The 12,910-nt window shown below is 47.7% G+C and carries 9 protein-coding genes; all 9 read right to left on the minus strand.

Annotation, left to right across the window (positions count from 1 at the left end):
* Positions 1 to 195 precede the first annotated feature (195 nt).
* The 9 genes from L6H65_RS20915 to L6H65_RS20955 all read right to left on the minus strand — a co-directional run bounded on the left by L6H65_RS20915 (position 196) and on the right by L6H65_RS20955 (position 12,904).
* Positions 196 to 2,382 (minus strand): MMPL family transporter, encoded by a 2,187-nt coding sequence (locus tag L6H65_RS20915; protein ID WP_236344664.1) that lies wholly within the window; start codon positions 2,380 to 2,382, stop codon positions 196 to 198.
* A 221-nt stretch (positions 2,383 to 2,603) separates the two neighbouring features.
* Positions 2,604 to 3,992, minus strand: a complete 1,389-nt coding sequence (locus L6H65_RS20920; protein ID WP_236344665.1) for a sensor histidine kinase — start codon at positions 3,990 to 3,992, stop codon at positions 2,604 to 2,606.
* Positions 3,989 to 4,669 carry a response regulator transcription factor gene (locus tag L6H65_RS20925; RefSeq protein WP_236344667.1) on the minus strand — a complete coding sequence of 227 codons (681 nt, stop codon included), beginning with the start codon at positions 4,667 to 4,669 and terminating at the stop codon, positions 3,989 to 3,991. The genes L6H65_RS20920 and L6H65_RS20925 overlap by 4 nt, the downstream gene beginning before the upstream one ends.
* 189 nt (positions 4,670 to 4,858) lie before the next feature.
* The gene (locus tag L6H65_RS20930; RefSeq protein ID WP_236344668.1) at positions 4,859 to 5,509 is read right to left on the minus strand and encodes a GntR family transcriptional regulator; all 651 of its coding nucleotides are present in this window, start codon (positions 5,507 to 5,509) and stop codon (positions 4,859 to 4,861) included.
* 419 nt (positions 5,510 to 5,928) lie between these two features.
* Positions 5,929 to 6,306, minus strand: a complete 378-nt coding sequence (locus L6H65_RS20935; RefSeq protein ID WP_236344670.1) for a hypothetical protein — start codon at positions 6,304 to 6,306, stop codon at positions 5,929 to 5,931.
* A gap of 24 nt (positions 6,307 to 6,330) precedes the next feature.
* Positions 6,331 to 11,202, minus strand: a complete 4,872-nt coding sequence (locus tag L6H65_RS20940; protein ID WP_236344672.1) for a polymorphic toxin-type HINT domain-containing protein — start codon at positions 11,200 to 11,202, stop codon at positions 6,331 to 6,333.
* A gap of 486 nt (positions 11,203 to 11,688) precedes the next feature.
* A complete protein-coding gene (locus tag L6H65_RS20945) occupies positions 11,689 to 11,997 on the minus strand; it encodes a DUF6809 family protein (RefSeq protein WP_236344674.1) in 309 nt (102 codons plus the stop codon).
* Between the two features lie 140 nt (positions 11,998 to 12,137).
* Positions 12,138 to 12,317: a ribbon-helix-helix protein, CopG family gene (locus L6H65_RS20950; protein WP_236344675.1), complete on the minus strand. Its 180-nt coding sequence runs from the start codon at positions 12,315 to 12,317 to the stop codon at positions 12,138 to 12,140.
* Positions 12,318 to 12,550: 233 nt separating this feature from the next.
* Entirely contained in the window at positions 12,551 to 12,904 is a 354-nt protein-coding gene (locus L6H65_RS20955) for a histidine kinase (protein ID WP_236344677.1), read from the minus strand.
* Positions 12,905 to 12,910: the final 6 nt, after the last annotated feature.

Raw genomic sequence — 12,910 nt, forward strand, 5'->3', positions numbered from 1 at the left:
GTCTCGTCATGATTAAATGGCTCTAGTCATAGCTAATGCATGGACAATCCGACGGATCTCCAACGATTTGGCCACTATGGCGCTATTACAAGAGGGCCGGAAAAACGCTAGTTGGATCGGCAGCCGGTGCTCATCCATTCTCAGCAACAGCAACAAGCTGTCCCGGAAGCAGTAGACTTCCCCCGGGACAGCTTTCTATTTGCGTTTGCTCGCCAGCACGAGAATCGATGGAAGCAGCATGCCGCGAACGATAAAGGTATCGATCAGGATGCCAAGGGCCATCATGAAGCCGAAGAGATACAGCTCCTGCAGCGGCTGGGTCATTAGAACGCCGAAGGTTGCCGCGAGGATAATGCCCGCTGATGAGATGACACCGCCTGTTGCAGCAACACCCCGCTCCACCGCTGCCTTCCAGCTGTATTCACGCGCTTCCTCCCGAATGCGGGAGACGAGCATAATATTGTAATCCACCCCTAATGCAACGAGGAAAACAAAGCAGTACAGCGGCAAACGATAGCTGATGGATTCATAGCCCAGTATGCCGTGGAATACGAGCCAGCTCAATCCCAGCGTTGCGGCGTAGGAGAGCAAGATGGTCAGAATCATCCAGAGGGACAAGAGAATCGATCTCGACTGCATAGCCAGCATGATGGTGATGAACAAGGTCATCAACGCTATAATCATCAGCGTATCGCGCAAATTCATCGCTCTTACATCAACCTGCTCCGCCGTCCCTCCCGCCAAATGCAAGGAGAATCTAGCCGAATCCATGCCGCTGTTCTTCAGCAGCTCTGCGCTGTCATCCAGCCATGTCTGAACGATATCAAGCGCTGCTTCATCGTAGGGATTCATCGTCAATACAGCTTGCAGCAGGACCGCTTGCTTGTCCTTCGATATCGCGCTATCGGGCAGAACAGCCTCACCCTCTGGACCCTGCGCAAGCTGTGGTGTAATGGCAGCTACGCCCTCCGCTGACTCCAACTGCTTCACAAGCGATGCGAGCTGCTCCATAAATGGCTTATCCGCAACTAGCTGCTCCGAGGATTGCAGAATAATGGATACGGGGGCCAACTGCCCTGGTGGATACTTTTGCTCCAAAATATCAAATCCCTGACGAGAGGCGATATCCTCCGGGAAGGATTTCATCATATTAAAGGAATATTGGATGGCTCCGGCATTCACAGCTGCAAGCGTTAATACGAGCAGCAGAATACCTGCTGTCATGCCTGGTTTTCTGGTGACGAAGGCCCCTGTTCTTCTCCACAGCTTGTTTCCTTGCGGGCCCTCGTCAAGGCTCAGCTTAGGAGGGAATGGCCAGAATGACCTTCTGCCCAATATAGCAAACACCGCAGGAATAAGTGTCAGACCCGCAAGCAGCATAACACACATCGCAACAGAAAATACAGGCGCGAAGTAGTGGTACGGCTTGAACATCGCGGCAATTAAGGTCAGCATGGCGATAAGCACCGTTCCACCGCTGAACAGAATCGGTTCTGCTACATGGCGCATCGCCTGCTGCATCGCTTCATATTTGGAATCGATGCGGGATAATTCCTCCCGGTAACGGGAGAAGATGAAGAGACAATAATCCGTCAGGACGGCGAATAACAGAATCATCATAATCGACAGAGCTTGCTTGTCAACGACAAACCAGCCATTCTCTGCTGCCATTCCCAACAATCGATCAACCACCATGTAGACGATTCCTGCAATAACGAGTGGAATAACTGCAAGCAGCGGCGAACGATAGATGACAATGAGAATGATCAGAATGAGACCAATCGTTGCGAACAACAGGACCAGATCGGCATTTTTGAACAGCGTGACCGTGTCTGCGGCAATGGCTGCCGGTCCGGTCATGGTCAGCTCTATGCTGCCGATGTCTGTCTGCTTCACATAGCTGTCGATCTGCTGCAAAGTATTGTATATTTCACTGCTTTCCAGCTCTTTCGATAGCGCTGCCGTTAGAATCAACGCCATCCCATCCTCCGAATACAGCCTGTTCTGCGCATCGTCAGGCATATCATGGAATGGCAGGGACGACACAATTTGAGCGGGGCGATCATTCGAGGACAGCCAGCTGCTAATGTGCGCAATCTGCTCCTTGACCGCTGGCGTGATCGGCTGATCAGCGGCGCTATGGAATACAAGCAGGACGGGCAGTCCTTCGATAGCTGGAAAAGCCGCCCCCAGCATCTCCCGTGCAACAGCCGATGGAATACGATCATCAACGCTCCCCTCGCCTGAATTGATTGCGAACGGTTTGGCGGACGGGGCAATTCCACTAAGAACAATAATAATGAGGAGCCAGCTAATAAGAATAACTGCGGCTCCCCTTGGACGACTTGAGAATGCGACGAATTTCTGCAATGGACGTACCATAAGCGTTGTAGCCTCCTGTTCAAACGGTTCATATCGTTATTCAAATTATTGAATAACGATATGAACGGCCCATGAACAGCGCATTACAAATGAGGCCACTATTATGGATTGGACGACCGACCGCCGTCATGCAACGCGACCGCCGTCAAGCGAAACACCGCACGCTGGGAGCTGCACGCGCACGCCGCGGAGCAATAAAATGACTGCCAGCCGCTAAACAGCTATTGCGGCAAACGTACGACGACTGTAGTTCCAGCGTCGTATTCGCTCTGAATCTCTATCGTTCCCTGATGAAGCGATACAATTTCGCGGGCGATAGACAGGCCGAGTCCGCTCCCGGTGTTCGCTCGATTCCTTGCCTTGTCCGCTTTGTAGAATCGCTCGAACAGATTAGGCAGCTCAGCCTCTGGGATGCCGATGCCTGTATCGCTAATTCTCACGATAATCTGGTTTGATGCTGCTGACTGCTCAGCTTCAATCATAATTTTATCGCCCTGCCCCGTGTACTTGATACTATTCGAGATCAGATTCAGCCACACCTGATAGAGCATGCTTTCATCCCCCGCAATCATCAGTGGGGGCAAGTCCAATTCGATTTCCCGCTGCTTGTCCGTCCATTGCCATTCCAGCATAATAAGGATTTGCCGAAGCTGCTCGTCCAGCCGATATTCCGTACGATTCACGCCGCTCGATTGTTTATCCAGCGCCGCAAGAGTTAGCAGCTGCTTGCTCAATGAAGAGAGGCGGTGGCTTTCCTCCCCGATGATTTGCAAATACCGCTCAGCCTCCTCTGGAGTTGAATCCTTGTCGAGAATCGCCTGAACGAAGCCTTGTATCGACGTAAGCGGCGACTGTATTTCATGAGACACATCAGCAACGAACTGCTGCCGCATCTCATCCAGCCTCTTCAGAGATTGGGCCATAGCTGCAAAATGGCGGGCCAAATTGCCGATCTCATCATCTCGCGCAATGTCCAGCTCCATCTTATATTCGAAATTCCCGCCCACGATCTCCTTGGTTGCGGCCGTCAGCTTAGTCACGGGCTTGACGATGAAGCGCGTCAGGACAACAATCAGGACGAGGCTAATAAGGAAAGTGCTGACTAGAAGCACCGCCATTAGAATGCGTACCTCGCCAATCTGCTGGACCAGATTCGGACGTATGAACAGTGCTCGGCTATCCTCTCCCGCCTGCACCGGAATACCGATCGTATTCCGCACACTGTTCTCGAACAGGCCGATGATGGGCAGACGCCGCCCCTCTTCTGAAATTCCGTTATACACCTCACCCTGAAGCACGCGCTGAATATGGATGCGGTCCAGCTCAACCCGTTTGAACGGAGCGCCATAAGCAACTGCCCTCCCCTCCTTATCGACCGCATAAATCTGGAATCCCATCTCCGCGATATGCGTCAAATAAACATGCAGGTTCAGCTGTGGCGTCACCTCGTACAGCGCTTTGATTTCTTGCGCGATAGTAACGATTTTGCGTTCATTATCCGATCTGAGCTTGCTCTCATAGTAGACAGCCGACAGCACAAGACCAAGCAGACTGCTGACTAGCGCGATCAGTGCAAAAATCATCACAATCCGCACGTATAAGGTCTTCATTTGCCCGCCACCTCTAATTTATATCCAAGTCCTCGTACCGTCGTAATGGCAAAATCATCGCTTCTGCCCGAGAACCGTTCCCTAAGCCGCTTAATATGAACATCGATTGTCCGGCTGTCCCCTCCGTAATCGGCTCCCCATATGAGCTGCAGCAGCTGTTCACGCGTAAATATCCGCCCCGGCTGACTGCCTAATAGCGATAACAGCTCGAATTCCTTGAGGGGCAGCGTCCTAATCTCTCCATCCGTATGCACCTCATAGCTGTTCCGATTAATGACCGTTCCATTCAACGTGATCAGCTCGGAGGATGCGACCTGATAACGCCGCAGAAGCGCCTTGATTCGGAAAAGCAGCTCCTTCGGCTCGAATGGCTTCACCATATAGTCGTCCGTACCCGACAGGAAGCCCCGCTCCTTATCCTCAAGCTCGCCTCTTGCGGTCAGCATCAGCACCGGAATATCATAGAACGACCTAATCTCCTGACACAGCTCCAGTCCATCTCTTGCGGGCATCATCACATCCACGATCGCCAAATGAACCGTTTCATTCTCCAGAATGCGGCTCGCTCGCTCTCCATCCTCGGCTTCAATCACCATGTAGCCTTCCTTCCGCAGAAAAAATCGGAGCAGCTCGCGAATATGATGATCATCATCCGCAACTAATATATGTATTCTCACGCTTGTCCTCCCTACGTTCGACCATTGCTTCATCATACCCCGCGCAAACCTGCGATTGCCAGCTTGCCAGCTACACAAGAAAGGAGCTGTCACCGCATGCAGCCGCAAGCTGCTGGGAACACCCCCTTCCTATTGCCATCAGTCTGAAGTTAACAACGGAATCTTGGCTGGCGCCTCATCCCTTCCGCGCTACATAAACAGCTTGCTCTTCGCTTGCTGCAGATGATCGCGAAGCCGCTCCACGGATTCCTTCTTGCCTTGCTGGAGAAGCTCATAGATTTCGACATGATCCTGATAAAAGCCTACCATTCTCACAGGGTCCTTCCGCAGATGGCGAAGCGTGATCCTCAGCAGATGGTCCTGATAGTTCAGCAGCACACGATAAATTTCCTGATTACCGGCGAATCTGCAGAGCAGCAGATGAAATTGATGATCCGCCTGAGCGAATGCCTTAATGTCCAAACGCCCCACAATCTCCTCCGTTTCACGGAGATTATCCAGAAGCAAGCTGCCCTGCTCCTGCGTTAGACGCCCAACAATTGCCTGAATGTTGAACGTTTCCAGTGCAAGGCGAAGATCGTATATATCGACAATCCGATTCAAGGTCAGGTCATTAATAATGATGCCCTGCTTGGAGGAAACCGTTACGAACCCTTCCGTCTCCAGCCGGGTGAGCGCCGATTTGATCGGCGTCTTGCTCATCTCCAGCAGCTCGATCAGCTCGCGCTCCGACAAGAATCGTCCGGGCTCGAACCTTTCATCGAGAATCCGTTCCTTGATGGCATCATAAGCAATGTCTTTCAATAAAGGCGCTGCGCCTGCTGTTTTGGAATGCTCCAACGCTCATCGTTCCCCTTTCCTCCATTTAGCATATATAGCTGAAAGTCATTACCCCTCTAATTTGTGTACAAACTTCGTTAACCTAATAATATGATTATAGGTCAAATGGCGCAATGGTGAGGTTCACTAATACCTCTCAAGGTGGGCACTTTCAGTGCAATGACTGCATTGATTCTCGGCAAAGCATATGTTAATGTTACTGGCACCGCAATGGGGAGGTTCCTTCCGCTCAGGGTAATTTGCTGATTAGCAAAGAAAATTTCTCCTTTACCGAATAATCCCTATGTAAACAGTGGGGGACGATAAGAGTTAAGTCTGATTGAACTTAGTCACCCGTTATATTCGGCACTGGGAGTGAAATGAAGAAAAGACCTCAGAGGTTTATCCCTCAAAGGTCGCTTATTTAAGCATATGAAATTTTAGTTGGAATCAAGTATTTCATCGTTGTTTTTCTTAATTTCATCAAGCATTATGTTAATACTATGCATATCGAAGATACCATCTCTATTCCCCAAAAGAAAATAAATTTTCAACCAGTACGCATCACTCTCTGCAAATGCTTCAACAGCAGTCCGAATATTTTCTTCTGTTAGACTTCTTACCATAATATGGGGTGGTGAAGGCGGTATATAGTCAATCTCTTCTTTGTCCATATACCAATAATGATTTTGGGGCGTAGACACAACTAGCACATTAGAAATGCCATCCTCAAGAGTTACAATTACATCAATGTTATCATTGTAAATGTCCTCTATTTTATCTAATGAAGTCGGGTATTGAATTTTCATTACTCTCATACATTCTCACCACCAATTCAATATTTATTTATATAAATCTGTAATTGCATTTATAACCGTTTGTTCATTAGCTTTATTTGATTTACCCAAAATCTCCATTTTACCGTCATTCATTCTATAAAAAACTCGAGCACCATTCCTTCCACGTAAGTAGTTAATATTTCCAAACAAGTTTTTACTGCCGAGTCCAGGATTCGTATTACCCTTTAAAAATTTGGCTATCAATTCATCTGCTTCTTTTTGAATAGTAGCATCCTTACCCATTTCTTCAGCAGCTCTTACTAGTCGCTTGTCTTTATTAATTGCTGAAAAAACCCCACATTGAGTATTATGCACCCATATACCAATATCCGTTACATAATACGTATGGTAATCAGCAACCGTAAAGTTGTAAACCATAACAGGCTCATCCAGTTTAACAAACTCGACCTTATCAATAGTCAAGTTGCTTCCATCAGCTTTTTGAAGTTTGTCCCCCACTTGAAGCTCATCTGCGAAGACCCACCCTTTGCCTTCAACCCAAAATGGATGGTTTTCTGTCGTCTCGATGACCTGCTCTCCAACATGCAGTTTAATAATATCATCACGTTGGTTGCGGTATAAAGCCGTTACTTCCTTGTAGGCTAACTCTCCATCAGGGTTATTCTCATCCTTAGCGAGAACCTTATCTCCGACTTCAATGTCTTCGATATTTTTCTCCCCTTCGTCTGTTAAAACCTTTGTTCCGGCAGTAAAACAATTACAACCTTTGAATAGTGACTTGATATATTGCCATGCCTCACTGCCCGCTTTGATGATGACTTTTCCGCCTTTTGCTAGTTTTCCATAGGGAGTCAATGAAACCAAAGCTAACCCTTTTTCAACGTAAGTCGTCTCCGATGAACTTATCGTATTCAGATCATCAAGCAGCACAAAATCTATTACTCCCTTAAAACTCGGTGCCGAGCAAGATTCCATTCCTGGCATACATATCAGATGCCCGGTCGGATCCGTATACTTCAACGGATTATTATGCACATACGTATACAAATTCATCGTCAGCGGATTGTCAATCTGCCCTTCATACGTATCCTTGCTTATAAATCGTCCGACACTTGGATCATACCACCGCGCCCGCAAATACTGCAATCCTGCGCTCTGGTCCCACAGCTCGCCGGAGTAACGGAACGGGTTCGCTACGCTCTCCACCGTCGTCAGCGGGCTGCCCCACATGTCATACGTATAGCGGTTCAGGCTTACTTCACCTGTACTGTTCCGCAATTCCACTACATCGCCATGACCGTTGTGCAAGTAGTATTGCTTGTCGCTGGCATCTTGACGAGCGATCAGCCCTTTGCCTCGGGTATATTCCGCTTTCATCGTCACCGTACCATTGACCACATTACCTTCTGCGATCACCTGATCGCCGTCATAATAGTAGCGAACTGTCGTGTTATTCTCTGTCCGTTCATATAACAAACCATCACCGTTATACCTGTAGCTTACTTGCCCTCCCCCGCTCTTGGTAACACCCGTTAACCGATTCCAGGCATCATACGTATAATTGGTTTCTTCGGTAGGGGAGATATCAGGGATCCTATCGCTCTGCAATGCTACCCGGTTTCCTCGATTGTTGTACGTATACGTCTCGTTAAATTGCGAGGAGGTCGCAATTCGATTCAAGCTGTCATAGCTGTATCCGTATGCGGCAAACGGCCCGTTCTGTCTGCTCGTCTGTCCCGTGATGTTTCCATTTCCGTCATAATCATAGTCAAAATAATTGATTTCACTGCCGTTGGCCTTCGTATGAATCAACGTATTAATCGAATAACCGTCATACGTGAACGTACTTTTATTCCCGTTCCGCTGCTTGATTTCTTTCAACAAATTGTTGTTGTAGTAATCGTATTCGGCCTCGAAGACCGTCATTGAAGGTCCGACCGTCTTTAACCGGTTCAAATTATCATAGGTATAAACGTTCACTTGACCGAATGGTCCAGTCATCGTATCGCGCAGACCAAGCTGATTATAGGTGTACGAGATTTTCTTCGTATCTGGGAATTGAACCTCGACCAGTTCTCCTGTCGTGTTCTTATAGACATAGTTTGTCGAACCCGTGCTATCTGCCATCGATTTCCTTCGTCCAGACAGGTCGTACGTATATCCAACACCGTCATTCGGTCCACTTTTAGCAGTCAGAAAGTTTCGGTTGTTGTACTGATAGTGGAATACTTGTCCCTTCTGATCCACAGTAGTCACGAGATTACTGTTTTTATCGTAATACATTTTCTCGAACTGCCCCAGTGTATCGGTTTGTCTCACCAATCTTCCCAACTGATCATAACGCTTCTGCGTTGTCGTAGCATCCGGGTAGCGGATTTCCTTCAAAAATCCGGCCAGAGAATACGTATAGCTCGTCGTATCGTTTTTCGGATCCGTAACGGAGGTCAAGCGCCCCAAAGCGTCATATTGATATTTGGTCGTATGCTGAGCATCGGTGGAGAAGGTTATATTACCCATGTCATCATACTGCGTTGAACTTAGCTGTTGAAACCCGGCTCCTTTGTTGATCTGCGACAAAATTTCACGGCCCAACAGATCCACTGTCGTTCGCGACTGTACGCCCAATGGGTCTGTACTGGTCGTTGTCCGGTTCAGCTCATCATAGCCCATCGTCGTGTAAGCGCCGTTCGGAAGCGTTGTCCGAGTCACTCTGTTCCATGCGTCATGCAGATAGGAAGTGCGATGCCCGCTGCCATTCTGCTCCCACAATGGCCTGCTCCACGCGTCATAATCGTATTGCTTTACCACACGGTAGCCGCCGTCCATGATGCCTTCTTCCATTTTGTGGCCGAGTTGATCCCATTTCTGAATGCTAGTAACACCCGTTTCATCGACGACTGTTACTTGATTGGTCACGTCATTGTAGCTGGCATTCATCGTTGACTGGTCAGGATTCGTCACTTTAGTCAGTCTGCCTAGCTTGTCATATTGATATGTGGTGATGTGATTATTTCCTGGCTCATGATTACCATTCGTGAACGATGTGACCCATCCGGTGCTTGAATCGTATTCAAGCTTATTTTCGATCGTGCTTGGCTGACCGTCCGCATTCGTAACCTGAACCGTTTGTTTTGTGGGGAATGCGCCTGAATAGCCGTATTCCATCACATATTCGATATTCCGGTCATCATCCAGAATGGTTGTTTTCCCAATATTTCCATAGCTGTCGATTTGCTCGAACTTGCTATGGGCCAGCTTGGTTCCGGCCTGATTGGTAACAATGATCGCTGTAACTTTCCCCTGAGCATTGCGCTCATAAGTCGTATTGCGGGTTTGGTTCGCGTCCACTCGCTCAGTCGAGGCAGCAAGCAGATGGGTCGTCGGATGGTACGAAAATGTCGTTGTCACATTAAGCGGATTCGTCTGTGACAGCACGTTCCCATAATCATCATAGCTGACACGTTCGATGGTCGGCGTTGCGTTGGTTCCCGCTTTGCTGAATGTGTTCGTGGTCACGATCGGATTGGTGATCCGGCGCGCCTCATCATATTGAAAGGTTGTCGTCCGACTCTCATCTCCTATTGTCTCTACAATGCTATTCGTATAGACGGTGGGAGAAATGCCCACATAGACTTTGCGATAGTTAAACGTGGTGTTCTTCAGTCCGTTCTGAATCGTCGTGCCGAAGTTGTAGTTATTCTGAGAGCTGCTGCCTATGTCACCAAGATAGGTGAAATCAAGCTTGTTGAACTCTCTGTTGTTTCCAACATCCTTTCTCGACTGCATCCGATAAACTTGCTCCGATGCGCTCTCGCCAAGCAGTCGGTTCGTAACCGCCGATTCATAGGTATAATTCGTAGAGGCTCCCGTCGGATACTTGATCTGGGTCAATAGAAGCAACGGATTCGGCTCCGTTGGAACCGCTCCAGTTGTGCTGTATTTCGCGTTTCTTTCCTCATAATTAAATCGGGTGACTCGCCCAAGCGGATCGGTGACCTGTGTGAGGTACTCATTAGACAATGTTTCAAAGGGCGGTCTCGGGTTCCCTCTGTACTGGGTGCTTTTGTCATAGCGAACAACCTTGTCCCCTTGCGTTAACGTTATACTCGTTTCGCTATAAGCGATCGTGATCGAATTGTTGATCGCATCGGTTATAGAGGTCAGCACCTTGCCATATTTGGCATGCTGGGAATACTTGAATTGAATCGTATTATTGTAAGCGTCTGAGATTTGAATTAGTCGTCCATCTGTTGCAAAATGCTGATAAATGCCGTCCAGCGACTTGATGGCGACATTTGACCGTTCCACAACAACCGTAGTGTCCGTTAGAACGGTCAAATCCTTCCACGGATAGCCCTTAAGCGTGTTGTTGACCATTTCATAGGTGCCCTTGCTTCCCATGTTCAAAAACTTCTTATCCCCAAACTCTGTCTTGATATAGGGAATATCCCACGTCCAGCCCGCTCCGAGCGGATAGAGCTGCTCTTGGTAAGGCTTGTTCGTGGCTACATCCGTCCACGAAATAATAGGACCGTTTCCAGCGTCTAAGTACCTTGTTTCCAAAGACGAATTATGATTGATTTTAATCTCCTGAATCGTGCGGGTTTGAATCCCATTCGAATCTGGCTGTGACCAATTGTTAGCAAAAGCCACCTGACCCGCTCGTCGTATGATATAATTCCACCACCGCACAGCATAGTAGGAGTTTGACATCGTGTAGCTATCAGAAACATGATTATAATCCATCATAAATCGTCCGTCATCGATATATGAACGTGTCGTTACACCGTTATTCGTATTATAAGTCTCGGTGTATCTGGTTGCGTCATAATAAAGGACACAATAGCATATAAGTCCGAACGACAGCTCTTTGTCATAGACATTGGCGGCGGAAGAATCATAAGAACGATTCAATGAGAAGGATAGCCCATTGCGCCCAGGCAGCGAGAGATTAGTTTCCTTCGGCCGCTGACCGGTGAGATGCTCTCTGCGCCAGCATTAATCTGAAATGGTGGCTGGCCTTTTTTCATATTCAGATTACTGATTGCAGACAAAATGCCCTGCGGCGGTGTCGGATTGGACATCGTGGTCATCATACGCCCGCTGCTGTGGTATACGGAGTCCGTTACGGTTCGATTCCCCCGTAAATCGCAGCCTCCCAATCCATTCGGCTCTGGGTGAGGGTAAGAAGAAAGACCTTGAAGGATAAGTCCCCTCAAGGTCTATGCAACATTATTTAACTTCTTCAAGTGTCACGTCGCTACATTGGATAGACAACCACGGTTTGGGGTAATCATAAGTAAATAATTCGATATGCTTTAATCCCTCAATCCCGTACTGTCTCAGTAGATCACCGCTTCCGTCATTCAATGCACGGTAGTCATGGACTCGCTGGTTTCATTATAACGACAAGCCAGAAGCCGCATCCCGAACAAACTCCTCGCGATCAATCATCACTTCGATCTGCATGGCAGCACCAAGCTTGAATCCATGAAGAAATGCTGCCTCCATGTACAGCCCGTCGGACTTGTCACGTAAGCAGAACATTTCCTCCAGTTTGCAAAAATCTTGCTCGCTTAGTCGGTTTTTCAATTGATCCCTTATGGCTGCGATTTGTCGGTTTAACGGTCGATATTCAGGATCGGACGGTACAATCGTTTCGTCTGGATTAAGTTGGCCTCTATACAATGCACCCAAAATGGAATTCATGCTCTTCCTCCCATGAGATTTGATCGCCACCGCTTGAATGAGTTTTCTGCACATGGTAGGATATTTATGCAGTCTGCTTATTGAAGCGGTTGCGGGATAGGAAGTGGCGGTGTTCTTCGTCGGACGCGCCGCTTCCTTCTTTATTTTTGGAGATCGTCATACACCTTCTCAATTCCTTTGCGGACGATATCTGAACGGGTCGTATTCAGCTTCTCGGCGGAAGCATCGAGCTTGCTCATAATTTCCTGATCGACTCGTATCTTAATCGTTTCGCTCTTGGGATTGTCAGATGGTGGACGCCCCATCTTTTTAGAGGACATCGCTTCACCCCACTTTTTGTCCCCACAATAATATATTATTGCGGGGACAAAAAGTCAATCTATCGTCTTTCTCAGCAGGTTAGGTATTTATCACACGAGACTACTGTTTCGTTTTCACACCTCCTTAAACGGGGTGAACATCCGCCCAGTTGCTGTTTATTTAAGGAAGAAAGCCGCCTCGAGAATACTCTCAGGCGGCTTTAACCCCTCCGGGGTCCCCTAGCTCACTTATATTACTCTACGTCCAAAAGATAGCTTACAAACTCTTCGTGCAATGCGATATTTTCTTTAAGCGATTCCCTTGTTTCTTCATCAATAATATCAATTCTTATATCGTCTGCCAAAGCGTCTCCGCCATCTATCATGACAAGAATGGAATGTAAAACACCTTTAATTATTTCGTCTTGAATATTTTTGAATGCTTCCTGTTCCTCAGGTGTTCTTAGTTTACCTTGTAACAACTTATAGTTTTCTTCATAGTTAGACCAAATTAAATCAGTTGAAGGCTTTAAGCTATTTGTTACTTCATTTGCCCAGTAATCTTTAATCCTCTTGAGATTCTGAAAAAGCAATTTCTGTTTATCCAATTTAAA

Source organism: Paenibacillus plantiphilus, from assembly GCF_927798095.1.
Lineage (GTDB): Bacteria > Bacillota > Bacilli > Paenibacillales > Paenibacillaceae > Paenibacillus_Z > Paenibacillus_Z plantiphilus.